15 protein-coding genes and 2 pseudogenes are annotated in these 25669 nt (G+C 49.1%); 12 read left to right on the top strand and 5 right to left on the bottom strand.

Features of this window, described 5'->3' with window-relative positions; genetic code table 11:
* The first annotated feature begins 14 nt into the window (after window positions 1–14).
* Window positions 15–179, top strand: coding sequence for a hypothetical protein (locus C8R30_RS15895; protein ID WP_177182305.1), 165 nt, complete (start codon window positions 15–17; stop codon window positions 177–179).
* 124 nt (window positions 180–303) lie between these two features.
* Here C8R30_RS15895 and C8R30_RS08350 read toward each other — a convergent pair whose 3' ends face one another.
* On the bottom strand, window positions 304–1410 hold the full coding sequence (locus C8R30_RS08350) for a TolB family protein (RefSeq protein WP_090667990.1): 1107 nt from the start codon (window positions 1408–1410) through the stop codon (window positions 304–306).
* A 160-nt stretch (window positions 1411–1570) separates the two neighbouring features.
* Here C8R30_RS08350 and C8R30_RS08345 point away from each other — a divergent pair, with 160 nt between their 5' ends.
* From C8R30_RS08345 to C8R30_RS08335, 4 genes and pseudogenes are all read left to right on the top strand, one after another.
* The gene (locus tag C8R30_RS08345; protein WP_107789940.1) at window positions 1571–4954 is read left to right on the top strand and encodes a M20/M25/M40 family metallo-hydrolase; all 3384 of its coding nucleotides are present in this window, start codon (window positions 1571–1573) and stop codon (window positions 4952–4954) included.
* Between the two features lie 73 nt (window positions 4955–5027).
* Complete coding sequence (locus C8R30_RS16155; protein ID WP_204800065.1) at window positions 5028–5417, top strand: hypothetical protein; 390 nt, start codon at window positions 5028–5030, stop codon at window positions 5415–5417.
* A pseudogene (locus tag C8R30_RS16555) lies at window positions 5362–6540 on the top strand (DUF262 domain-containing protein). The gene C8R30_RS16155 and the pseudogene C8R30_RS16555 overlap by 56 nt, the downstream one beginning before the upstream one ends.
* A gap of 253 nt (window positions 6541–6793) precedes the next feature.
* Window positions 6794–9502, top strand: a complete 2709-nt coding sequence (locus tag C8R30_RS08335) for an ankyrin repeat domain-containing protein (RefSeq protein WP_107783072.1) — start codon at window positions 6794–6796, stop codon at window positions 9500–9502.
* A gap of 160 nt (window positions 9503–9662) precedes the next feature.
* On the opposite strand, the pseudogene C8R30_RS16655 reads toward C8R30_RS08335, so the two are convergent.
* Window positions 9663–10040: pseudogene (locus C8R30_RS16655) on the bottom strand (type II toxin-antitoxin system PemK/MazF family toxin).
* Window positions 10041–10331: 291 nt separating this feature from the next.
* On the opposite strand from C8R30_RS16655, the gene C8R30_RS16760 reads away from it, so the two are divergent.
* Window positions 10332–11129, top strand: a complete 798-nt coding sequence (locus C8R30_RS16760; protein WP_090667998.1) for an Lcl C-terminal domain-containing protein — start codon at window positions 10332–10334, stop codon at window positions 11127–11129.
* 297 nt (window positions 11130–11426) lie between these two features.
* Here C8R30_RS16760 and C8R30_RS08320 read toward each other — a convergent pair whose 3' ends face one another.
* Together C8R30_RS08320 and C8R30_RS08315 are read right to left on the bottom strand one after the other, a co-directional pair.
* Complete coding sequence (locus C8R30_RS08320; protein WP_107789939.1) at window positions 11427–14801, bottom strand: multicopper oxidase domain-containing protein; 3375 nt, start codon at window positions 14799–14801, stop codon at window positions 11427–11429.
* Between the two features lie 241 nt (window positions 14802–15042).
* Window positions 15043–16896 (bottom strand): galactose oxidase early set domain-containing protein, encoded by a 1854-nt coding sequence (locus C8R30_RS08315; RefSeq protein WP_107783070.1) that lies wholly within the window; start codon window positions 16894–16896, stop codon window positions 15043–15045.
* Window positions 16897–17174: 278 nt separating this feature from the next.
* Here C8R30_RS08315 and nadC point away from each other — a divergent pair, with 278 nt between their 5' ends.
* From nadC to C8R30_RS08285, 6 genes are all read left to right on the top strand, one after another.
* A complete protein-coding gene (gene nadC, locus C8R30_RS08310) occupies window positions 17175–18032 on the top strand; it encodes a carboxylating nicotinate-nucleotide diphosphorylase (RefSeq protein WP_107789938.1) in 858 nt (285 codons plus the stop codon).
* Window positions 18033–18061: 29 nt separating this feature from the next.
* On the top strand, window positions 18062–20137 hold the full coding sequence (locus C8R30_RS08305; protein ID WP_107789937.1) for an NAD(+) synthase: 2076 nt from the start codon (window positions 18062–18064) through the stop codon (window positions 20135–20137).
* A 53-nt stretch (window positions 20138–20190) separates the two neighbouring features.
* Window positions 20191–21378 carry a class I SAM-dependent rRNA methyltransferase gene (locus C8R30_RS08300; RefSeq protein WP_090668011.1) on the top strand — a complete coding sequence of 396 codons (1188 nt, stop codon included), beginning with the start codon at window positions 20191–20193 and terminating at the stop codon, window positions 21376–21378.
* Between the two features lie 194 nt (window positions 21379–21572).
* Complete coding sequence (locus C8R30_RS08295; protein ID WP_090668014.1) at window positions 21573–22400, top strand: ABC transporter permease; 828 nt, start codon at window positions 21573–21575, stop codon at window positions 22398–22400.
* Window positions 22390–23688 (top strand): ABC transporter ATP-binding protein, encoded by a 1299-nt coding sequence (locus C8R30_RS08290; protein ID WP_107789936.1) that lies wholly within the window; start codon window positions 22390–22392, stop codon window positions 23686–23688. The genes C8R30_RS08295 and C8R30_RS08290 overlap by 11 nt, the downstream gene beginning before the upstream one ends.
* Entirely contained in the window at window positions 23685–25361 is a 1677-nt protein-coding gene (locus C8R30_RS08285) for a glycosyltransferase (RefSeq protein ID WP_107789935.1), read from the top strand. Before C8R30_RS08290 ends, C8R30_RS08285 begins: the two co-directional genes overlap by 4 nt.
* Before the next feature lie 11 nt (window positions 25362–25372).
* Here C8R30_RS08285 and C8R30_RS15890 read toward each other — a convergent pair.
* The coding region (locus C8R30_RS15890) for a putative transposase (protein ID WP_181258722.1) at window positions 25373–25669 on the bottom strand (297 nt) is incomplete at its 5' end.

Genomic DNA, 25669 nt, shown 5'->3' with positions numbered 1-25669 from the left:
GGAGTTTACCTCATATGAAAATGTTACCCATTTTTGCAATTTTTTTACTGTTAAGCCTCGCCGCCTGCGGCAAACCGTCAGCACCCGAAAGCCCAGATCCTTCGACATATGGTCTAACCCATGAAGGCGAAGTTCCTGAAGGTCGTCATAGCCAACCTGAGAATGCTGATAGTAATTAGTCGTAAAAGGAAAGGTGTCAACAGGATACACTCCAGCACTAGGAGGCTGTCCGCAGTAGATCAGTCTATTCTCGGACAGCCTCCTTAGCCCTGTTGCCCTTTCCTTACCCTTGAGTTAATTTACTTATTTCACTGCAAGACGTTCTAACGCTTTTTTATGATTCCATTTCCCATGGAATAGATGCCCTTTTTTCTCAGGGGTACGATCACTGGTCCAAGTAATATATTTGCCATCAGGGGTAAAAACAGGTAGTCCATCGAACCCATCCATATCTGTCACCCGCACGGGTTCCTTTTCGCCATCGACATCGACGATGTAAAGTTCGAAATTCCGGTGCCCATGAACGTTGGTCGAAAAAATGATGTATTTATTTGAGGGATGATAAAAAGGCGCCCAGGACATCATGTTGAGACGGGTAATTTGTTTTTGGTCCGAGCCATCGATATTCATGGTAAATATTTCGGCTTCTCGGCCATTATCCGAGAAACGTCGCCAGACGATACGCTTTCCATCCGGGCTGAAGAAGGGGCCGCCATCATAGCTATTGGTATGGGTCAGTCTTTTTACGTTGGTACCATCGGCGTTCATGATATAGATATCGATCATAGAGGAAGGGTCTTTTTTGAAAAGGGCGGCTTCCTCCTCGGACAATGTTTCGGTATAAGCCCTGCGATTAGAAGCAAACGCAATCAACTTGCCGTCAGGCGACCAGGAAGCTTCCGCATCATAGCCCAGCGTATTAGTCAGATTCTTGATCTTTCCGCCTGTAAAATCAGCTTCGTAGATTTCATAGAACTCATCATAGTCCCAAGCGTAAGGTTTCCGCTCACCGGATTTCCTCCGTTCGATCTCAGCAATCATTTTGGCTTTAGCGTCGGGATCTTCGTGTGTCGAGGAAAACAGCACTTTCTCTTGGGAAGGATGGACCCATGAGCAAGTCGTTTTGCCGATGCCCGGCGATACTTGTTGCACCTTTCCGTTGCTTAGATTCTTCAGGAAAATCTGATAAAAAGGATTGTCTCCGGTCACTTCCGCTTGATAAACCATCCACTGCATATCAGCACGGTAATAGGCTTCACCGACCCTGATTTCTTTATCTGAAAGTTGAGTAACCTCGGTAATAAACTCTGCTGCGCCTGCATGAGTGACGGTCAATAAACAAGCTGCTGCCAATAGTTTCTTGCTGAGCAATGGGAAACCCATAAAAGGTAGTTGTGTAAAATTTTTCATGTGACTTTTAAGCCTCGTTACTAAATAAAAATCATTTAAACATAGCTTTTAAAAAAAAGTAAACAAACCTGTCATTTGCAGTGGTTTTGTAAATCGGTTTTGTAATCGCGCGAAGATCGGTCAGAATAAGTTAATCAAACAACTTCCAATAATTAAAAGCATGAAAAAATCAATCAAATTTTATACCATAGCGTGCTTCATCCTCTATTGTATGCTCTATAGCCTGGCGTCAGCCAGCGATCAGACCTTTCATCATCAGATGGAAATCACGCTCTCACCGGATACCTCGGAAATACAAGTTATAGACCAAATACGCGTTCCAGAACGCTATCGCAATCAATCGACAGCCAGCGAGCTGCATTTCAGCTTGCATGCGGATTTGACGATTACGGCAGTCAAAGGCGCGCGTATTGCCTCACAGAAAGATAACGCTGCGTTATCTGCCCGACCTGTTCCATTGAAACTGTACACCTTGACCTTGTCACCGCAACAGGAGTCGTTCTCACTTGCGTTCAGCGGCAAAATCAACCATGCAGTGCAAGGCCCCGGTCTGGAATATGCACGTAGCTTCAGTTATACGCCCGGGCTCATCACGAGCGAAGGGGTTTTTCTGGCCAGCTCCACCGCCTGGTACCCTCAGTTCGAGGACGACATGGTGTCATTCAACTTGAATATTCAGATTCCTGCCGGTTGGGATGTGGTCAGCCAGGGTACCTTGGTCAACGAACAAAAATCAGAAACAACCCAGCATGTCATCTGGGAAGAGAAACAGCCGCAAGACGATATCTATCTCGTAGCCGGGCGCTATCAACGGTACCAGCAGTCAGCGGGCGCGGTAGAGGCCTATGTCTATTTACGCAGTGCGGATGATGCCTTGGCTCAGAAATATCTGGATACCACCGGACAATACATTGCGATGTATAACAAACTGATCGGACCTTACCCCTACTCGAAATTCGCCTTGGTCGAGAATTTCTGGGAAACCGGCTACGGGATGCCTTCATTTACCTTACTGGGTCCGAAGGTGGTGCGCTTTCCTTTCATCCTGCATTCTTCTTACCCGCATGAAATTTTGCATAATTACTGGGGTAATGGCGTTTTTGTCGACTACAGCAAAGGAAACTGGTCGGAAGGGTTGACCGCTTATCTTGCCGATCATCTGGTCAGCGAGCAAAACGGCAAAGGCGAGGAATACCGCCGTGATGTGCTGCAAAAATATGCGGATTTCGTCAGCAAAGAAAAAGACTTCCCCATCGCCCGCTTCACCTCACGCCACAGCTCCAGCTCGGAAGCGGTAGGTTATGGTAAAACCATGATGTTTTTTCATATGTTACGGCAAGAGCTGGGAGATGAGGCGTTTATCCGGGTATTACGTACTTTTTACAAACAGTTCAAATTTAAGCAAGCCACTTTCGAGGATTTACGAGCGACCTTCAGCACACTGACGGAGATGGATTTTTCTCCATTCTTTGAGCAATGGGTATACCGCACTGGCGCACCGAATCTCTTGCTGCAGGATGCGTGGGCGGAACGCACGACGCAAGGATTTAAACTCAAGGCAGTCATCAAGCAAAATCAACAGGGCACACCCTATCAACTCAATGTGCCACTGGCTGTGCATTTGGAAGGTGAAGCACAGGCTTATCAGACTAAAATTACCATTGATCAGCCAACCAATCTAATCGAAATGGATTTTCACGCACGACCAGTCCGCATCGACGTTGATCCCCAATTCGATGTGTTCCGTCGCCTGGATAGCCGCGAAATCCCTTCTGCCTTGTCACAAGGTTTCGGTGCGGAGAAACCTTTGCTGGTGCTGCCAGCCAATGCAACTAAAGAAGTGCTGCAAGCCTACCAGTCACTCGCAGCCAATTGGCAAAAAACTCAAACCGGCTTGCTGGAAGTCGTGCAGGATGACCAGATACAAGCGCTGCCCAAAGATCGAACCGTATGGATCATGGGCTGGCAGAATAAATTCAGCAACGCGCTATTCAACGCTTTGTCTGAACATGGCGTGATTCACCGTGCGGGTGAGCTGCAATTGGATCAACAACACTACCAACAAACCAAACACGCCATTGTGCTGACAGCCAGGCAGCCGACCCATCCAGACGCAACCCTGTTATGGGTGGCGTCGGATCACCCTAAAGCCATTGCGGAGCTCGCCCGAAAACTGCCGCATTATCGTAAATACAGCTACCTGGCCTTTGAGGGCGATGAGCTGACCAATGTCAACAAAGGGCAATGGCCGGTCACCCAATCGCCCTTAACACAGCCGATCAAGCAAAAAGACGATGAATCATATACCTCTAACCATATTGGCACCTTAACGCCCCGGCGTGCACTGGCGGAATTGCCCCCCTTGTTTTCAGAAAACCGCATGCTTGCAGACATCGCCCAGCTCGCCAGTGAAGCGTTTAAAGGACGCGAATTGGGCACCCCGGAATTGGATGCGGCGGCCGAGTACATCGCACAACACTTTCAGCAGGCAGGACTGATGCCCGGTGGCGATGGCGACAGCTACTTCCAAGTATGGCAACAGGATGTGGGCGCACCAAAGGGAAAAATCACTCTGCGCAATGTGATCGGAATTTTGCCAGGCACCCATCCTGAGTTAGCAGGACAAAGTTTGGTGATTGGTGCGCATTACGACCACCTGGGCCTGGGCTGGCCAGATGTGCGCGCAGCCCATCAGGGAAAAATCCATTACGGCGCGGATGACAACGCCAGCGGTGTTGCCGTCATGCTGGAATTGGCACGGCAGATCGCTCCCAAATGGCAACCACAGCGCACCATCATATTTGTCGCCTTCACCGGTGAAGAAGCTAATCTACTCGGCTCTAAGCACTACATTGACAACAGCCCTCGCTATCCAGCAGAAAAAATCATCGCCATGCTCAATCTGGATACGGTAGGGCGGCTAGGCAATAACCCGGTTACGCTATTCGGTACCGGCACGGCGCGAGAACTGGTCCATGTATTTCGTGGCGCAGGCTTTGTCACCGGAGTTGCCGTCAACGCCGTACAGGATGATTTCGGCTCCAGCGACCAGGCCGCCTTCATTCAAGCAGGCGTGCCCGCCGTCCAGTTTTTTGGCAGCGCGCACGAAGACTATCACGCGCCAGGCGATACCGCCGATAAAATCGACCCTGCTGGGTTGGTCAAAGTAGCCGCCATCCTCAAGGAAGCGGCCGAATATCTCGCCAATCGCCTGGAGCCGCTGACCGTCACACTTGATACCCAAAACGGGTCGCCTGAAACAACACAAGCAAAAGATAAACGCAAAGTCAGTCTCGGCACGGTACCGGATTTCTCCTACCAAGGCGAAGGCGTGCGTGTCGATAGCGTGCTTCCTGATTCCCCAGCACAACAAGCGCAGTTACAACCTGGCGATATTCTGATTCAACTAGCCGGACAACCCATCACTGATTTGGCATCGTATGCCAATATTTTGCGGACACTCAAGGTGGGGGAGAAAACGATATTACAATTTAGACGGGATAGTGAGGTTCAAATAGTTGATGTGGTATTGGCCGAGCGTTAAATTGCGTTATAGTTCGCTATTCCATTTGCCGAACGGAATCAAGTCGGCATTTGCAAAGAAATAATCTTACTTGATGATCTCAGCCAACTTTCAACAACTCGCCAACTTCATCTGGTCTGTAGCCGACCTGTTGCGCGGCCTGCGATTGCTCAAGCGCTATGTTGCCGAAGGTAAGGATGCGGAGCGAAACCGCCAGCGAATGGATCAGATTCGCGCGAGCTACATCGGCTACCTCGATCCAGTGACTTTAGTGCCGCGATCAAAGCTGTCGCTCAACCGGAATAATGATGACTACTATCAGCGGTACCTGGTGCCACTGGAAGGCCATCTGCCGCAGCGGGGATTCCCGGCTTCGGTCCACGCAATGCGCAAGGCTTTCGAGTGGTTCGAGCGGCGGCTGCGGGACTATGTTAAATCCAGCGCTGACCCAGGACCCAGGCATGGCCATCGCGCAATTTATTGAAGCGATGAGCGACAAACTGTTTTTCACGGTCATCGCCGTTGCGGACGAACTAAACGCCTACAAAGTTTTTGAAACGCTGAACGCGCGTGGCGTCCGGTTATCAGCAACCGATCTCCTCAAGAATTATTTGTTTTCGGTGCTCGCACGTGACAATGAGGGTAGCCATGAGCTCGAAGACATGGAGAGACACTGGGAAGCCATGGTGGGACGGCTTGGCAGTGAAAGCTTTCCCGATTTCCTGCGCATGCACTGGAATAGTCGTGAGAGCTTTACCAGACAGTCCGAGTTGTTCAAGACGATCCACAGCCGGATCGATGCTCGCGAAAAGGTGTTCTCGTTACTGCGGAATATGGATCAGGACATCGATATCTATCTTGCCTTGACACAACCTGAGGGATCGCAGTGGCCGCCGCGCTGGCGGCAATGCGCGCAGGAGCTCCGTATGTTCAGTGTTCGTCAGCCATTTCCGATGTTGATGGCAGCGCGGCGCAACCATCAGGATGCTGATTTTGAGTCCCTGTTGAGCGCCACAGTAGTACTCGCGTTCCGCTACAACGTGATTGGTGCGCAGCACACCGGAGAGCAGGAGCGGGTTTACCACGCCGTAGCCTTACGGATTGCCCGTGCTGAAATCACACGAGCATCTGAGGTGCTGGAGGGTTTGCGCCCGATCTATCTAACCGATGATGGATTCAGAGCAGCCTTTGCCGACAAGAGCATCAAGACCACCGCCACACGCAACAACAAGGTGGTGCGTTACATCCTGTGCAAATTGGAACGTCAATGGAGCGGGTTGGAAGTTGATTTCGATTCATCAAGCTACACGATCGAACACGTCCTGCCCCAGAACCCTGTAGAAGGGTAGGAAGCGTTCCGCGACAGCGACCTGGTATCATTCATCTACCGACTTGGCAACATGACTATGCTGGAAGCAGGTAAGAATCGGGATATAGGAAATGTGTCGTTTGTGGATAAAAAAACCCGTTCTGCAGGCGAGCATGTTTGCCTTGACAAAAAAATAGCCGAGGACAATGCGAACTGGACACCGGAACGGATCGAGTCAAGGCAGCGGGCACTTGCCAATATCGCCGCGAGTGTTTGGCGCATCGCACAACTCTCCTGATGAATCAACCTGGCTCAATAAAAGGGCGACTAATGTTTCTTGTTAACCAAAAACAAAATCTCATTGGCTATTTTATGGGTAATGGCCTATTTTTCGGATAGTAGAGTTTTTCTTGTAAAATATCACTTAATTAATTGATATATCTTCCAGGCAGTTTCGCATCTTTTTCCAAGTTCCAAAAAGAATCTCTGCCATAGTAAAAACAAAGTCCATATTTGATCAGCATGCTTTAACCAGCCATCCAGCGTATCCTATGAAAATCCTTGTCTACAATGAACTTAACCCTCACACCATCCCAGGTTTCGCCAAACTAAATAAATACCTAGAAGATGATAACTTTAAATCGGCCGAGGTTAAAAAGGTAGGTGATAATTTGTATCGCGCAAAGTTGAATCAGCGCGATCGATTGCTGTTCTCGATTTATCGTTATCAGGATGAAAATTACGCACTCATACTCGAGTTTATCAAAAACCACGCTTATCAGGATTCTCGGTTTCTACGCCAGGTAAGCCATATTGATGAAGATAAAATTCCCACCCTCTCCAAACCCGATGAGGCTGGCGAAAAAAGGTTGGTTTATCTGAACCCTAGCCATACCTCGTTTAATTTATTGGATAAAATTATCTCATTTGATGACCGCCAACAGTCGATTTATGATTTGCAGCCGCCCCTCATTGTGATCGGCTCGGCCGGCAGCGGCAAGACTGCCCTGACGCTGGAAAAAATGAAGCAAGCCGTAGGCGATGTCTTGTATGTCACGCAATCGGCCTATCTGGTTAAAAATTCACGCGATTTGTATTACGCGCATCATTACGATAATCCTGATCAGCAGATCGATTTTTTATCATTCCAGGAATTTCTGGAAAGTATACGTGTGCCGGAGGGTAAGCCCGTCACTTTCCAGGCATTTCAGCAGTGGTTTGGTCGTTATCGCCAAGGCCCTTTGAAGGATGCACACAAATTGTTCGAGGAGTTTCGCGGGGTCATCACGGGACCTGCCACCGATAAAAGCTGGTTAAGCCGTGAAGACTATCTGAATCTGGGCGTTAAGGAATCGATCTTTCTGGCTGAAGAACGCGAACTGGTCTATGACACTTTTGAGAAATATCTAGCATTTCTCCAGAAAGAACATCTTTACGACAGCAATATCGTCAGCCACCAATACCTGCAGCTCCTCCAGCCACGCTACGATTTTATCGTTGTCGATGAAGTGCAGGATTTGACCAATATTCAGCTCTATCTGATCATCAAATCGCTCAGACAGTCGCAGGATTTTATCTTGTGCGGCGACTCCAATCAGATCGTTCATCCCAATTTCTTTTCCTGGTCGAAAGTAAAAAGTTTGTTTTACCGGCAGGATGATATTCAGACATCCGACCAACTGATCCGGATTCTGAACACCAACTACCGTAATTCACCGCAAGTCACGGATATTGCCAACAAGATTTTAAAAATAAAGAGCCAGCGCTTTGGTTCCATCGACAAGGAAAGTCACTACTTGGTTGAGAGTAATGGCCATAATCAGGGTGAAGTGCTGTTTTTGCAGGATACTGCTTCTGTCCGTAAGGAGCTGGATAGCAAAACAAAAGCTTCTACCCTGTTCGCCATCATCGTCATGACGGCTGAGCAAAAACCGGCTGCACAACAGTATTTCAGCACGCCGTTGATATTTACCATCCAAGAAGCCAAGGGACTGGAATATGAAAACATCATCCTCTACAACTTCCTGACTCAGGAGGAAAGCCGTTATCGTGAAATCAGCAAGGGCGTCAGTTTAACCGATCTAGATCAAGACATTAAATATGCGCGTGCCAAGGACAAAACCGACAAATCGCTGGAAATCTACAAGTTTTATATCAATGCACTGTATGTCGCACTGACAAGGGCGGTCAAAAATCTATACTGGATTGAAAGTAACCCCAAACAGCCTTTGCTGGATTTGTTGGGATTGCGCAACGCTCAGGAAAGCCTGCAGCTTGCCAGCCAGCAATCCAGTCTCGATGCCTGGCGTCTGGAAGCACATAAACTCGAACTTCAAGGCAAGCAGGAACAGGCTGAGCGCATACGCAATGAAATTCTCAAGCAAAAAACACCCAACTGGCAGGTCATCACCCATCCCGTGCTGGCTGAGCTAAAACAGAAAGCCTTTGACAATGCTGACAAAAACGCCAGGATGCTGTTGCTCGAGTATGGCTTGGTTTATGAAGATCGGGACATTATAATTAATCTGCAGAGAGCAGGGTTCAAAGCCGCGCAGCACCCCGAAAAAGGCTTACAACTACTGCAACAAAAGCACTATAGCGCTTATAGTTTTAAAAAACCCGATGCCGTTCTCAAACAGGTTGATCAATATGGCCCGGATTTTCGTAATATTTTCAATCAAACACCGTTAATGGTCGCTGCGTGGATGGGCAATACCGAGGTGATCAAGGCGCTGGTTGAACTGGGTGCCAATACCGAAAAAGTCGACAGCAATGGTTTAACAGCTTTTCAAATCGCTCTAGCGCAAACGGCTCACAGCGAAAGCTACGCCAAAAAGAAATTGGCTGATATCTACGAGCAGCTCGAACCCACCAGCATGAGCATTCAGGTCGACGGCCATTTGATCAAACTCGACCAGCACATCATGGAATTTTTCATGCTCAATCTAATGATTGCCCTCTCTTGCCGCGTAATGACGAAAAAATATTTTTACCGGCCTACCGGTTTCTCCAGCCAGGATTTTATCGATGCAGTGCAACATATTCCCTATAGCATCTTACCGGAAAGGCGTAAACAACGGACCTATCTGTCCAGTATTCTGTCAAAGAATGAAATCAACAAAGACGACAAATATAACCGCAAATTGTTTTATCGCGTCATGCGCGGAACTTATGTTTTCAATCCCGGCTTGGCGCTCAAAGTGGAGGGAGAGTGGGTCAATATTTATGACTTATTGGCTATAGACAAACCGGCACTGTAATAACAAAACCCAAATGAGTAGCAATCAACTCAAAGCAATGGCGTTTGTCCGGCTATCCATTTGCTGCTAATGATTTGCAGATGTAGGGTGCCAATATGCGAAGTGCATTGCACCCGTATTTTTAATTCGGCGCAATATGGATTGCGTCCTATGCTTGCTGTTAAATTAATATGCAGAAGCCATTTGACTTCTTTTTGGCGCAACATTGTAAGAGCCTGCACGCAAATAATTCCTGCAGGCACGCGCAAAGATCAAATTGCGTTTTACCACTTATCATCCCGAGATTTTTTCTCAACCGTGATTTATCAACCACCCTTATTTGATCGAGCACTATAAGCCCTTTTTTTGCCCTTGAACTGACACTTTACACGACATGGAAGTTCAAAACCCTTTGTCGCCAAAGGCGCCATTAAAACTGTTGACAAGGCAGACAGTTCATTGGGAGATATATCACTATGCACGGCCGAGTTTTGTTGATCTCTTTCCCTTTAGTTGGATTAAGTTCCACCAGCCATACTTCAAACCGCTCTACCTCCACCTCACCAGTCCAGTTCTTTATCTGATTCTAATGGAAAATCAAGCCACTCCTTATCTAAAGTCTCACGGCCGTGAGAAGCTATAGTTTGGTCAATCGCATCTTTCCATCCTTGCTGTATCGTCTTTCTCTGATGTTAACTCATTCGGTAGTCATATGGGGGCCAGAATCAATCTTTCCGATCAAAGCATTTCTTCTTCAACCATCATTCTAGGGAGGGCTTAAACACATGCTGCCACTTTTAACGATGAAAATATTGGCAATCCGAATGCAGGAAGCTTTCTAGTACGAGCAATGACCACTAATAACGAACCCAATCAACTCGGTTCCAGAACCACCCCTCATAGGTTTGCTGGCAATCGGCCTATTAGGCATGGGAATCTATCGCCGAAAAACTGCTCAATAATGCAAAAAGGACCGGCAACGAACAAGTCATTTGTTTCAGCATTTAATTACGTGCTTTTTTTAATATTGTTCAGCTCTATATCGCTATCCGCAAACGCCACATTGCTATCACGCCTTAATGGGCTCGCTGTTTATGACACTGATTCCAATTTGACCTGGCTGGCAGATGCGAACGCGGGAAGAGGAACAATTTACGACAATGATCCTTATGATCTTCCTACAAGTGATGGACAAATGACTTGGACAAACGCTACAGCATGGACAGAAAGTCTGAATGTTGGCGGGTTTACTGATTGGCGGTTGCCATCAGCACTCAATCCGGATGGCAGCGCCCCATGCTTTGGTTATTGTGATGACAGTGAACTTTCCTATTTACTTTATGTATCATTAGGCGTTCACCATAGCAACTCAATTTTAGACGGCGACCCTGCTTCGCTTGCATTATTCTCGAATATAAAATTAGGCCGTTACGGGACAAGTACTGAAACCTTAACACACGCATGGTATCTCGATACCAACTCCGGCTTTCTGAATGCAAATGGTAAAGGGTGCCGTTATTTTGCATGGGCTGTTTGCACCGGAGATGCCGAATCTTCAATAACAGCTGTTCCAGTTCCAACTCCATCCACAGTTTTGCTAGTTTGTATAGGTCTTGCTGGTATTTTCCAGGATAAATTTGTTCACTAATCAATCATAATCAAATTCAGAAAGTTATTTAAAGATCTGGACAAAAGAGCGCTTCCAGTGTAAACAGCGCTCATGAAAATCAATCTTGAGCGATTATGCGTTCGCCCAGTGAACAAAGCTGAATGAACACCTCGATTTCCCACATGTTGGGCAAGTATTCCTGATCGTGCGAGAGACCCTTTACAAAAGTACCGGAAAAATCACCGATGATGTCGTTTTGATTAACTCAAGAGGAGAACAAATTTACCTTGCATCAGCAAACGGTCCATTATTGACTACATGACGTCACGATCATTCTTATCTTGAAATAACCGCCACTACCAACAGCAGCAGCAATAAAATGATCCCGATCACCCACCAAAGTTTGAAACGCCGCTTGCCATGGTCATCCATTCCTTTCTCCACAGTGTGAGTGAGAATTGGGCTCGCGCTGGAATGGTAACGATGCGGGTCTCCATCACTTTGATATATCGCCTGAAATTTATAGGTGCCCGGGCTGAGAGTATTAAAAGGCAGGCATGCTCGCCCCCGTTCGTCCAGTCTGAGGGGTGATCCAACTGCATTGCCATCGGCCATAAACGTGATGCTTCCTGTGGGAGTGGGGCCGTGACTTTTCATCGGCAGTACCGTTGCGGTAATGCCGGGAGAATCAGCGTGTCCGGTACATGTTTTACCGACCGCAACTTGCACGGAAGTACTGCGCAGCCTGAGTTCCTGGGCAAACAAATAACCCTTGGCAAACTCCTCGTCGCCAAGTGTCGCCACATCGAAAACACAGTCCTGGTGAAGATCACCCTCGGTCACAGCTTGGCAAATTTGTTCAGCTTGTTCGATATCAACGCCTACTGGAACAGGCGCACCTGGGATTTCGAATCCCGATTTTAACTGACAGGGAGGCTCTTCGGCAGGCCAGTCCCTATCTGTAAAGGTTTCGGTTGACATACCCGGCGTATAGACAAACAAACTATTCGCGTCGTTAACTCGCCAGGCATTGGCAAATGTCTGGTAAAGCGCAACGTAACGATCGTGCAGGCTTCTCGGCCTAGGTCCCATACTCTGGCCGCTGGGTAGATTCGGCAGCCAACTGGATTTTGGAATGCGACCCATAATGCCTTCGTCGGCCTGTGTATGCGAAATACTCACATTCATATACCAAATATTATGGCTATTCCAAAAGCGTGGCGTAACCATGAGTACCGTGCTGTTCGCATAATCAACGCGTAAAGCGGTAGCGCCGTCCGCATCAAAACCGCTTACATGGTTACCATCAAGATCGATGCCCTCTCTTGTCAGCCGGGCAGGTTTTCCATCGATATAAAATTGAAGCTGCCCCCTTTCCTGTCCGGGTTGGTAGGCAATCCGATGCAATCCTACCCGGGCGGCAATGGCTGTGTTCACACTGACGCATGCTCTCAGTCCACTGTAGGGATCGATAATCGGATTTGCTGAAAGTACAGGCGTCTGGCGAGCTTGGATCTCTATTCCATCTTCACGATCGCGCAATAGAATGAATTCACCTACCGCTTGAAAATCGTAGCGAATACCTTCCACGGTATGAATATGAGGATCGCCGTTGTCTGAGCCATCATCCGGCGCGCCGATTTTCAAACGAAAAACAGCTTGATCCTGCCGCCCGGAAGGATCTGTTCCTGTAATATAAACATATTGGGTCGAAGCAGGTACAGGACCAATGGAGGTGTCCAACTCCCATGACCAATTTCCACCGCCTGTATCGGTGACTGTACCGATACTCGCAGAAAGGGCTATAGGGTCGCCATCGGGATGACTATGCTTGCCCTTACGGGTGGCGATTCCGCCAAGAGGCGCGAATGCCCAAGAACCCCCTACATCGACGTTGGGTTTTTCGCTTCCAGTGCCATCGGCGTCCGTGGTTACTAACTCACTGATCATCCCTTGATGCGCGTGGAAGAAAATATGGCAGTGGAATAACCAGCGACCCAATCCGCCGCCCAATGTAATCCCATCGGCCAGTTCGCGATCATCCATCCTTACTCTGAAGGTAAGCGTGTAATTACTCGGCACATCCACATTGTCTCTGAATTCTGTATAAGGCCAGGCCAATGTTGGAAAACCCGGACGCGTATACGAAATCGGTTGAATTGAGAAACCATGCAGATGAAAGGGATGGTGCGCACCCGTATTATTGGTCACAGTCAATTCGAGTGTATCCCCCAGCTTGGCGTAACGTGCAGAAGCAAAGTGGGGTCTTGAGGTATAAGGTTCCGGGTCTTCATGGTCTCCGGGAATTCCATTGATCCCCAGCATGCCTCCCACATTGGTCAACACTATGTCCTGATCGGATAAGCCAGGCTTCGGTGGAGCAAAGCCAGACGGATCGAGCAGCACAGCGTCCGGCGCTCCCAATGGAATGGGGGATGCGCCAGGAATCGTGGATAACAGAGGCGTGCCATCACTAATCACATAAGCAGGCCCTGCCACCGGACCAGTCACATTCAAGTGCATAACGGGCACAGTCGGCAGATTGGCAAATCCTGCTCCGGTTCGCGCAAAATCCTGTGTCCACAGCGTTAATACGCCGGTAGTCCCCGCTGGAATGGCTGCGACCACATCGGCCCGGCTCGCTGCTGGCAGTAATATTTCACCGGTTGTGTATTTAGTATCAAAGCCGCCGATCACGCCACCCTCAACGACGGCATGATCGAGCAATCCACCCTCACCACCAACACGAACCAAGGGCACTTGCACTCCGTCATTCGTCGTCAGGATAAGACGAAAATAACGGATAGTAGCCGCATTGACGAGCTGCAGTCGCAATCCTTGCCCTGATTGGATATCGTATGTTATGGCATCAGCGTTCAAGAGACCGGGGGCCGTCGGTGTTCCAGTCCGTCCACCGACATTCATCCCATTCGTGAGCACGGTCTGGCCCTCATTGGTTCTGCCGCCACCCATACGTTGTATATTGGGTATATCTCCGGCGGCAAAAGGCCCTGCTGCTGGACTGCCATCCTCATTCATTGGAGAAATTTCGCATAAATCTGCTGGTGTCGGCCCCGGCTGACCTGGAAATGGTCCACCACCTACCCAAGGAAGGGAAGGATCGTAAGTCACCGTATCGTTGGTACCGGGTGCCTTGCATACGGTAGTATCACTCAATACCAGCTGAACGGTATCCGTAGCACCAGGCAGCACACCCGCCCCAACCAACATTGCTTCATTCGGGTCGGTGACGATGATCATACCGTAAGTACCCCGGAATACTCTATTGGTTGAGTGATGATGGTGGGGGTGGTACCAATAGATACCTGGACGAGGTACTTTGAATTTATACAGGTAAGTACCACCGGTCGGCGATAATGGCGAAGGCTGCACGAAGGGTCCGACCGGAATTCCATTTTGTGTGACAGGTGTGCCGTCGGCACTATTATGCAACTCGATACCATGCCAATGGATGCCGCTGGGATGGGGAAGATCGTTAACCACGCGAACAATCACGGTATCGCCAACGTTCAACCTCAGCGTTGGCCCGGGAATGGTGCCATTGATCGTTTCCGCGTTCGCCATCACCCCACCGCCAATATCGACAGTTTGCTGTGAAATCGTGAGGGTAATTTCTAATACATTAGGTGATGGATCGGTATCGATATCAGCAGCATCTGGGGTCACATAGGGCCCGATTCCTGTTGTCATAGTGGCGTTCTCCGATTGCAGTTGATCTTATAACAGCGATACTTTACCTTGCAAAATCAAACCAATGAGTGATGTCTCTTGGTCTGAACTGCTCGATGTACAATAACGCTGACCATTCATTGCTCATACCGCAGCACTATTTTCTCCTTGCATGTGTTCATCCATTCGAGGATGCCGTTACGTAAGCGCCAATATTTCCCCTTCTTAAATAAGCTCGATGGAGATCATGACATTTTCATTTTCAATGCAAATGAACGAATTTCCCTTCTGACGGCACACCGCTAGTATTGAGCAAGAACAACATATAGTAACCGCGCGGTGCCATTGCATGCGCCGGACCGCCGTCAGGCGCACTGACCGTTAACTGAGCCGCCCCACTTGTATAAAAAGGCATTTGAATGACACGCTGCTCACTATCCGTTTGGTGTGTCACAGCCATTGGGCGGATCAAAACCACTTTGGCGATACTCGTAGCTTGAGGAGACTCCACTGTGAACGTATCGCCGTGATGGAACTGGACAAAATGGCTAGAAGTCGGTACCTCTCCATTCACTGAATCAATAATGGGGCGGGTCGCCAAAGTACCATCAGGATTGAATAGATAAGGTGGGCTGAAAACCTCAATGGAATTTTCAACGCTGAGACTGCACCCCCCGGATGACGCACCGCCAGCCATCATTACCTTTCCACTAGGCAGCAGCAGGGCACATGCATGATAGTGCCGCGGGCGATGATTCTCATCCATTTCGCGCCATGCGCTCACCGCAGCGTTCGGATCATAAATCCATGTCGGGTAGGGGCTGCTCTGCAAGCCTCCGCAAACCAATATCGTGGAGTTGGGCAGCAACACCGCATTCACGTTAATTCTGGGGCGACCATCAGGAATAGTGGTGGTTGGTCCCCAACTTGGGGAAAGAGTGGAAAGATTGATCGTTTGCGCCGTACTATTGGTGCCAGCCGGGCCGCCTCCTATTGCAGTAACGCGCACGAAGGGGTAGGTGGATTGCAATAGCAACACCGACATCCCTTTAGCACGATCGATCTGCGCGCTGGATACTTCAGTCCAATGACCGCTGTTCGAACCTTGCTGAGCATCAAATGTAAACCAAGCAGATGGGCCATCTGTATAGCCGCCCACACTCCCAGTACTGCAATTGGCAAATCCCGTAGGCGCATAAAAAACTTCGCCGCCCGGCAACAAGTGCAAGCCTGGATAAGTCTGGTTGAAGTGCTTGGTAATCGGGCCATTTACGGTTATTGGCACGAATGAATTTGTCGATTCGGAGTAGACCTCCATGCCCCCTGTCCCACCGGTTCCGCCTGCAACCAACACGCGGTTGCTAAAGCCTGTCGGTCCCTGTTCATCTCCCAGCATCAATGCAGTGGGATACCAGCGTTTCGTAGTCATATCGCCTGTCTGCGTCCATTGCTGGCTGATAGGATCATAGCGCCAGCCTTGAATCGAACTCGCAGCGCCAGGTCCACCGCCCCCACCACCCACCACGAGCAGTTCGCCGTTGGAAAGAAAGACATGGCCAGAGCAAAATAGATTGGCAGTCAAACCGGTAGTTGCGCCATCTATGACACTGAATTGAGGCGTCACTTCGTCAGTCGGATCCCACAAAATGGTGTCAGTGCCACTTTCTATGAACAACACCTTGCCAGTACGCAACAAAGCGGCATGTTCAATCGACAATGCCATGCCACCAGCTGTCATGGGGTATAGGTAATCCCAGCGCCCGTACCGGTAAGAGCCGAACAAACGAATCAGAATGTCAAGGATGCGACGATCCAGTATTGCCACCAGATCCTTAAAATTTGTAAAGCCATGCAGGAGGTTGTGATCGATACGCGCCTCGAACAACTTGCACGCATCAGCCAAATCGAGCGTCCGTTTCGGGTCGATATGGTGCGGAATATCCCCCAGGTGAGCTAGTTCCTCATCCACCACGGGTACGTCATGAGGAAGTACTGTAAGATCGTTGACGACGCGCGCTTCATTAATAAATTTCAACAAGCGCTGCTGCGTGTGTAAATCTGGAGATTGTCTATCAAGACAATGCTTAACCCCTTTACTATCCTCTTGATCAGCCATGAGCTACTCCTCTATTGATAGTCAAACTACTAGAAATAACCACTCAGCTTGTTAAGCCCGCTGTCCCAGCAGATTAGCGGAATGCACCGATTAAAAACATACGTATGAACACGTAGAAATAGCGCGCTAGCAAGTGATCCAGAATATTTGTCAAGCAAAAGTTGAAATGCATTGATATCCATCAGAGCTAGGCAATTACTTGTTTTCGTTTGACTGCCCGCACGATAAATTGCTATACAATGAACGCGACTCAATTGCTTAGGAAGACCAAGAAACCCATGATAGGGATAACGCATGATGACATCAGAAAACAGGTCAGTCTGGCCTTAGCGGAAGATATCGGCACAGGCGATTTGACTGCCTCGCTGGTACCTGCCGATAAAAGGTTGGCTGCGCGCGTTATTTGCCGTGAACAAGCCGTCATATGCGGTATCGCCTGGTTCGAGGAATGCTTTCGGCAGCTATCACCCGGCATTGAAATAAGCTGGTTGGTGCGAGAGGGTGAGAGCGTTCTAGCTGATCAGCCGTTATGTGAAATAACCGGAAATGCCAGAGCCTTGTTGACAGCCGAGCGTACCGCTCTGAATTACCTACAGCTCCTTTCCGCGGTTGCTACGCAAACACGGCGCTATGTCGAAGCTGTTTCAGGTACAGGAACCATGATTGTCGATACGCGCAAAACCCTGCCTGGTTTACGGCTTGCTCAGAAATACGCGGTCAAATGTGGCGGTGGCGAAAATCATCGCTTCGGCCTGTACGACGGCATCCTCATCAAGGAAAATCATATCTTTGCCGCGGGAGGTATTGCACCTGCCTTACAGAAAGCAAAAGAAATCGCGCCTGCTGGCGTGTTTATCCAAATCGAAGTCGAAACGCTGGATGAATTGCAACAAGCATTATCGGCCGGTGCTCCCATGATTCTACTGGATAATTTCGATCTGCAAATTTTACGGGACGCCGTGGCATTGAATCGGCACCTATCGAATCCACCCGCGATTCTGGAAGCTTCAGGAAACATCACCTTGATCAATGCTCGCACAATTGCAGAAACCGGGGTGGACAGAATCTCCATCGGCAGCTTGACGAAAGAGCTCAAAGCGGTGGATTTATCCATGCGTTTCCTGCAAGCGACTTGACAGTGGCGCCAAGATACCGGGGATCATCAATGCAATCAGATAAGGCTTTTTTCAATCTCTATCATCACGGTTTCGTGCGAGTTGCAGTGGGCATCCCCGATGTTCGCGTCGCCGATGTGGCCTTCAACGCTGCAGAAACCATTATGTTGATGGAGCAGGCGGCCGAACAACATGCCCTCGTTGCGCTTTTTCCCGAATTGGGATTGACGGCCTACTCGTGTGAAGATCTGTTCCATCAACAAACCTTGCTTGCCGGTGCCATCGATGCGCTGGATAGAATATTGGCTGCTTCCAAGCAACTCCCTCTTGTTGCTGTGGTCGGGTTACCGTTGCAAGTGAATCACGCCCTCTATAATTGCGCTGCTATCCTCTATCGGGGCCGAATTCTCGGCGTCGTCCCCAAGACATTCCTTCCCAACTATCGGGAATTCTACGAACTTCGGCAGTTCGCCCCGGCTAGCGCAGCCAATTGTGGCACTATAACGCTATGTGGTCAGCGTGCGATTCCGTTCGGTGAAAAATTATTGTTCCGGGCGGAAAATCAACCACACTTCAGTTTTTTTGCAGAGATTTGCGAGGATCTGTGGGTACCGGTTCCGCCTTCTTGTCATGCAGCGCTGGCAGGCGCCACGTTGCTGCTGAATCTCTCGGCCTCCAATATCACGATCGGCAAACACGCGTATCGCCATAGCCTGGTAGCCAATCAGTCAGCACGCTGTCTGGCAGCCTATCTTTACACGGCTGCCGGCACAGGCGAATCGACGACGGATCTCGCTTGGGACGGTCACGCCATGGTTTATGAAAATGGTGCACTGCTTGCCGAATCGAGCCGGTTTCAAGAGGGCTCACAAGTGATACTCGCCGATATTGACCTGGATCGCCTGATTCAAGAACGCATGCGGCAAAATAGCTTCACGCAAAGCGCGCGCTACTATCGGCAGACCATCGAACCCTTCCGTGAAATTCTGTTCGAGATCGATTTCCCGGAGTCTAGCCAGCTTCTTTGTCAGCGCCACTATGACCGCTTTCCTTATGTTCCCGCAGATCCTGCTGCACGCGATGCACATTGTTTTGAAGCCTACCATATCCAAGTGCAAGGCTTGGTTAAGCGGCTCAAGCACACGGGCATTCAAAAAATCGTCATCGGCGTTTCAGGGGGGCTCGACTCCACCCATGCGCTCATTGTGGCAGCCCGCGCGATGGACGTGCTGCGCTACCCGCGCACGCACATCCTCGCCTATACGATGCCTGGATTCGCCACCAGTAGCCTTACCCTGAACAATGCCCGGGCACTGATGCAAGCGATTGGTTGCACCGCGCATGAACTCGATATCCGCCCAAGTTGTGAGCAGATGCTGTGCGATCTCGACCACCCTTACATACATGGTGAACCCGTCTATGACGTCACATTCGAAAACGTGCAGGCGGGAGAGCGTACCAATCACCTTTTCCGGCTAGCGAATCACCACCATGCATTGGTACTGGGTACCGGTGATTTGAGTGAACTGGCACTCGGCTGGTGCACCTATGGCGTGGGTGATCACATGTCGCACTACGCCATCAATGCCAGCGTGCCGAAGACATTGATTCGATTTCTGATCCGCTGGATTGCCGATACCGATCAGCTTGGCGAGCATGCCAGCACCGTACTGCGTGCCATCCTGGACACGGAAATCAGCCCGGAGCTCATTCCAGGAAAAACAGGCAGCAATCAACCCGCCCAACGCACGGAAACGATCATAGGACCCTATGAATTGCAAGATTTCAACCTGTATTACACGATACGTTTTGGCTATCTGCCGACCAAAATCGCATTTCTCGCCTACTGCAGCTGGCGCGACCGCAGCCAAGGCCGCTGGCCCAGCATCCCAGAGAACCAGCGAAATCAATACACCATCGGTGAAATCAAGCACTGGCTAAACGTCTTCGCTTACCGGTTCTTTCAGATCAGTCAATTCAAGCGCAGTTGTATTCCCAATGCCCCCAAGGTGGGCTCGGGCGGCTCGCTTTCTCCACGAGGTGACTATCGCGCGCCGAGCGACAGTGAAGCGAAGCTATGGCTTGAGAATGTCGAACGCATTCCTGACCGAGCGCCGGATGAATAACCCCGCAACAATGCCATTTAGCGCTTGAGAACCCTCATCGTATCAATATCTTCATGAAAAAAATCATCCTCAAGGCGGGGAAAGAAAAATCCCTGCTGCGTCGTCATCCTTGGGTCTTTTCTGGCGCGATAAGCCGGACAGAGGGATATCCAGTCGATGGTGATACCGTGCAGCTCTATTCAAGCCAAGGGGCGTTTCTTGCACAAGCCGCCTACCACGCCAGTGCCCCCATCGCTGCCCGTGTATGGTCCTGGCAGGAAGATGAACGTATCGACGAAGCCTTTTTTTACCATAAGATCGTTCAGGCGCTAGCACTTCGCAAAGATGTGGGGGCGTATCAGGAGCATTCTGGCTTCCGCCTCGTGCATGGCGAATCGGATGGTCTGCCTGGTTTGGTGGTCGATTGCTACGATCGCGTGGTCGTTTTGCAAATTGGGAGCGTCGGTGCCGAGTGCTGGCAAAAAACGTTCTTGGAGATCTTGAAAAATATATGTGATCCGGTCTGTATTTACGAACGCTCCGATACCGATGTGCGCGCACTCGAAGGATTAGAAAAGCGCATCGGTCTCTTGTGGGGTGAATTGCCCGACAATTTGACGATTGAAGAAAATGGTCTGCGTTTTGCCATAAACATTGCTCAAGGTCAGAAAACGGGGTTTTATCTGGACCAGCGAGATAATCGCGCTAAAATCCGGACGCTGGCAAGCGGAAAAGATGTGTTGAACTGTTTTTGCTACACTGGCGCGTTTTCCGTCTATGCTCGGCAAGGGGGTGCCCAATCGGTCCTGTCTGTTGATTCATCGGAGGATGCACTGAAACTCGCCCAGCGCAATATTGCGCTAAATGGTTTAAGTACGGATTCTTTGCAATGGCAATGTGCCGATGTGTTCCAAATGCTGCGCAAATTACGTGATCAAAACCGGAAATTTGATCTGATCATACTCGATCCACCCAAATTTGCACCCACTGCGGCCTTTGCAGACAAAGCTGCACGGGGATATAAGGATATCAATCTGCTTGCTTTTAAATTGCTCAGGCCAGGGGGAATCTTGGCAACCTATTCCTGCTCCAGCGGTATCAGCAGCGATCTGTTTCAGAAAATTGTAGCGGGCGCCGCTTTGGATGCCGGGGTAAGCGCACACATTATTTCTCAACAGATAGCGGCACCCGATCACCCCGTCTTGCTGAGCTTCCCAGAAGGGGCCTATCTTAAGGGCCTGCTGGTAAGAGTCGGGATATAGGCCGCACCGTGGCTGTCATTGCTGGGAAAGAAGCGCCCATGATACTATTGTCACAATTGTTTAATATGTCATTAATGAAATATTAATGATCATTTAGGAATCATCTTCCAGCTTTCTATACCACCCTCTTTAGGAAGCTTATTACACATCTTGCAAAATCATAACAATAATACCGGTAAGCTGGAGTTTTAAAATTGAATCCACACGCAGCACGATCGATCTCTCCTTTCGCATTGCTCAACTCACTCAAAACACATCGAAGTCTTATTTACAATTTGGCTAAACGAGAAGTGGTCGGGAGGTATCGGGGTTCCGTCATGGGACTATTGTGGTCATTTTTCAACCCGGTTCTGATGCTGACTGTTTATACGTTTGTATTCAGCGTGATCTTCAAAGCACGCTGGGCGAGCGGCTCCGAATCTAAAACCGAATTTGCCCTGGTGCTTTTTGCGGGATTGATGGTTTATAACCTATTTGCCGAGTGCGTAAATCGATCGCCTGGCTTGATACTGGGCAATGTCAATTATGTCAAGAAAGTGGTGTTTCCTTTGGAAATCCTCCCGGTCGTTTCGATGGGCTCCGCCGCCTTTCATTTCTTGATCAGCTTGATTGTCTGGCTACTTTTTTATCTGATTTTTTTTGGCATCCCCCATCCGACCATTCTCTGGCTACCTATTGCCTTGATTCCCTTTTTTATGATGATCTTGGGATTGAGCTGGTTTCTCGCTTCGATGGGAGTTTATTTGCGTGATGTCGCTCAAATCATCGGCGTCATGACAACTGCACTGTTGTTCTTGTCACCGATCTTTTATCCGATCACTGCGCTGCCGGAAGAATATCAACTCATCATGCACCTTAGCCCATTGACCTTCATTGTCGAACAAACCCGAGACGTCATGATCTGGGGAAAAGGGCTAGATTGGCAAGCTTGGAGTGTCTATCTGCTGCTGGCATCGGCTATCGCCTGGCTGGGCTTTGCCTGGTTCCAGAAAACCCGCAAAGGATTTGCAGATGTTCTCTGACACCGCACTTGCAGTTAACAATCTGAGTAAGTGCTATCACATTTACGATAAGCCGCGTGACCGGCTTATACAAATGTTGGCAGGGGGGAAAAAACATTATTTCCGCGAATTTTGGGCACTGCGCAATATCACATTCACGATTTCCAGAGGAGAAACCGTTGGCATCATCGGCCGAAATGGCAGCGGAAAATCAACCTTGCTGCAAATCATTGCTGGAACACTGTCTCCCACTACAGGCGAAGTCAACTCCCATGGACTGCTGGCGGCGCTACTGGAGTTAGGCTCTGGATTCAATCCTGAATTTACCGGTCGTGAGAATGTTTATCTCAATGGCTCCGTGCTGGGTCTCACGCAACAAGAAATTCATGAACGCATCGATCAAATTGCTGATTTTGCCGATATTGGCGAATATCTCGATCAACCGGTAAAAACCTATTCAAGCGGCATGTATATTCGACTCGCATTTGCGGTGCAAGCTTGCATCCATCCGCAGATCTTGATTGTGGACGAAGCACTCTCCGTGGGTGACGAAAAATTTCAAAGGAAGTGTTACGACTATATCGATCGGCTGCGCGCCAATGGCAGTTCAATTTTATTGGTCACCCATTCGACCGCCACTATCGAAAAATTCTGCCAGCGTGCTATTTTACTGCATAAAGGAGAACTGCATGGCTTAGGGCCTGCAAAGGAAATCGTCGATCAATATCACGCCCTGCTTTATTCGGATGAAAAGACTTATTTACGCTACCTCAATGCTCGCTCCCAACCCATTCGCCCAGCACCACTCGAAAGCGATGTCGGCGCACAGGCGTCGTCCAATGTTGCCCAAAAAGAGGAAAATCCAGGGCTGCGAGCAATTATCAGCCACTGGGAAGCATTAGATCAAGCAGGGGATTACTGTGAAGCGTATAGGACTGGAGATAAAGTCAAAATACGTTTCCATGTCGATATTCTTGAGTCGATTCAAGAGATTCAAGCCGGTATTCTCATTCGTACCATCGAAGGCGTTTCCGCTTTTGGCACCAGTACACTTTATTACGACAAAAATTATCTGGATGCCAAATCCGGCATGGCACTCCAATTTGACTTCAATCTCAATCTAATGCTTTGCACGGGCACTTATTTCGTCACCCTTGCAATCGCAGAAGCCATTTCCCCCCAAGATATGTCTTATCTTGACAGAAAAACGGATGTCATCATTCTTAATATCACTGAAACGCATCCATTGGGTAGCGGTATCGCATCGCTCAAGTCGACTGTATCCGTCAAAGAAATCAGCAGTCTATGAAATCGATTCTGATCGTCAGCGAGGCATTCGAAGTAGGCGGGCTCGAAACGCATATCAGAGGTGAGATCGTTTCGCTTACCCGTGCCGGGTGTCGCGTTCATCTCGCAACGGGTAAACGCTTCAACGATTTGCTCCTTCCACCGGAAACTGCTTCACTGACAAAAGATCTCCCCCTCGGGCCGGAAAGCTCACTTGCCGAACTCCTACATACTATTGAAACATTGAGGCAAATTGTTCGTCAGCACGCGATCGAGTGTATCCATGCCCACCCTTTTATTTCTCTACTCCCCAGCTTGATTGCGGCAGAGCTTGAAAAAATACCCTACGTGCTCACGCTTCATGGCCCGACTTCCCTGAGAAACCATTATGGACCCATCTACAATTTTCTTCTGACATCAGTAGTGCTGCCGCATACGAGCCTGGTCGTGACGGTATCCCAAGAAATCTCCGAACTGGCCTCGCCCTATATTTCACAAGAACGCATCTTCAGTCAGCCTAATGGGATAGATATCGATCGTTTTGAGTCTGCCACTGTAAACGTTGGCGGGATCGATCCAAGGTGGCTGCTAGTGAGCCGTCTTGATTCACTGAAAATCGTTGGAATCACCGACTTCATCAACAAGGCACAAACTGCTGATCTGCCGGGTGTACGGGTTGTCGGTGATGGTCCAGCCAAAGAGGCACTCTTGCATCAGCTTGCACATGATAATACCTTGAACTTTGTTGAGTTTTGCGGCAACCGCTCGGATATCCCACAACTCATGCAAGCAAGCCGGGGCGTTGCAGGCATGGGGAGGGTGGTGCTGGAAGGATTGGCAAGCCGCAGGCCCGTTTGCTTGGTCGGTTATGATGGCGTAAAGGGGCTGGTTGATCCAGCTTTTTTTTCCCAGGCTCAATATGCGAATTTCTCCGGCCGTCATTTAGAGAACATCGACGATAAAACCTTCCACAATCAAATTAACAGGTTAAAAAATACTGATATCGAAGAATTATTTGGACTTGTCCGAAAGAACTATATCGAAACGAAATTATGGGAATGCTTTCTGGAAAAACTGGATGCGCTAGAACCGCCTGACCCCTCCTTGCTTACTGATTGCTATCGTACGCTGACAACCCATTCTTTTTACAGAAATGTTCCGTTTCTGCAGTCCACAGACTTTATGGAACAAATCGGCCATCTTGTCCATAGCGTTAAATATGGCCACCCTAATTTAATTGGCAGCTACCTTTTCCATAAAGATCAGTTTCTGAATGAAATACAGAAAAAAGTGGTAGCCGATTTGAAAATGCAGGTCCAGCACCTTACTCAATCATTCAATCAACAGGAAAGGCAGATAGCAAACCTGGCAGCAGAGGTAGCCGAACGGGACAAGCATATTTCAGTGCTGAGCCAGACCGTTATGGAACGTGACAAGCAAATCGAAACGCTGCAAGCAACCCACACCGTGGAACGTTTGGAAGCGTTACGCCTATCCGCATGGGCACAAAAAATAGACCAACATCCCTTTCGCCATGGAACAAAAAAATATCTTCTGAAATTTGCGAAAACGTGTTATCGCAGATTGCCCATTAATTCAGCGACAAAGTTCAAGCTAAAAAACAGATGGACTTCCCTGCTTCATTTTTACCACGGTAACGGCGTCTCTGCATCGCACTTAACTCAGACCACCTGATCCCAGCGATTTTAAGATGACCCCAATTTAAAGATCAGACGTAATCCAGATCGGGGAAAGAAGGTTTTGGTAGCATTGATTTCTTCGCAAAGCTTAGCGATTATTTCATCAGTATGTACGCGTGCGCTGTGGTGCAACCGGACGGTCAAGGTTTTGTTGAGGTAGTCGGGCAAGAGGTCGGCTTCGGTGGCGTATAAGGCACGCAATATTGCCCGAGCCTGATCGGGTTTGGGTAGGAATTCACGGACGATGTTAACCATTGCTGATTCAGCGCGGTAAGCGATGATTTTAATGGTGTCGAGGAAATG

Origin of the sequence: Nitrosomonas nitrosa (assembly GCF_003051105.1) — a bacterium.
GTDB lineage: Bacteria > Pseudomonadota > Gammaproteobacteria > Burkholderiales > Nitrosomonadaceae > Nitrosomonas > Nitrosomonas nitrosa.
Note: the sequence above shows the minus strand (reverse complement) of the source record. Positions and strands in the feature narration are given on the sequence as shown.

Excerpts from the sequence above, each read along its gene's own strand:
- C8R30_RS15895 (WP_177182305.1), top strand. The coding sequence starts at position 15 with ATGAAAATGTTACCCATTTTTGCAATTTTTTTACTGTTAAGCCTCGCC.
- C8R30_RS08350 (WP_090667990.1), bottom strand. The coding sequence starts at position 1,410 with ATGAAAAATTTTACACAACTACCTTTTATGGGTTTCCCATTGCTCAGC.
- C8R30_RS08345 (WP_107789940.1), top strand. The coding sequence starts at position 1,571 with ATGAAAAAATCAATCAAATTTTATACCATAGCGTGCTTCATCCTCTAT.
- C8R30_RS16155 (WP_204800065.1), top strand. The coding sequence starts at position 5,028 with ATGATCTCAGCCAACTTTCAACAACTCGCCAACTTCATCTGGTCTGTA.
- C8R30_RS08335 (WP_107783072.1), top strand. The coding sequence starts at position 6,794 with ATGAAAATCCTTGTCTACAATGAACTTAACCCTCACACCATCCCAGGT.
- C8R30_RS16760 (WP_090667998.1), top strand. The coding sequence starts at position 10,332 with ATGACCACTAATAACGAACCCAATCAACTCGGTTCCAGAACCACCCCT.
- C8R30_RS08320 (WP_107789939.1), bottom strand. The coding sequence starts at position 14,801 with ATGACAACAGGAATCGGGCCCTATGTGACCCCAGATGCTGCTGATATC.
- C8R30_RS08315 (WP_107783070.1), bottom strand. The coding sequence starts at position 16,896 with ATGGCTGATCAAGAGGATAGTAAAGGGGTTAAGCATTGTCTTGATAGA.
- nadC (WP_107789938.1), top strand. The coding sequence starts at position 17,175 with ATGATAGGGATAACGCATGATGACATCAGAAAACAGGTCAGTCTGGCC.
- C8R30_RS08305 (WP_107789937.1), top strand. The coding sequence starts at position 18,062 with ATGCAATCAGATAAGGCTTTTTTCAATCTCTATCATCACGGTTTCGTG.
- C8R30_RS08300 (WP_090668011.1), top strand. The coding sequence starts at position 20,191 with ATGAAAAAAATCATCCTCAAGGCGGGGAAAGAAAAATCCCTGCTGCGT.
- C8R30_RS08290 (WP_107789936.1), top strand. The coding sequence starts at position 22,390 with ATGTTCTCTGACACCGCACTTGCAGTTAACAATCTGAGTAAGTGCTAT.
- C8R30_RS08285 (WP_107789935.1), top strand. The coding sequence starts at position 23,685 with ATGAAATCGATTCTGATCGTCAGCGAGGCATTCGAAGTAGGCGGGCTC.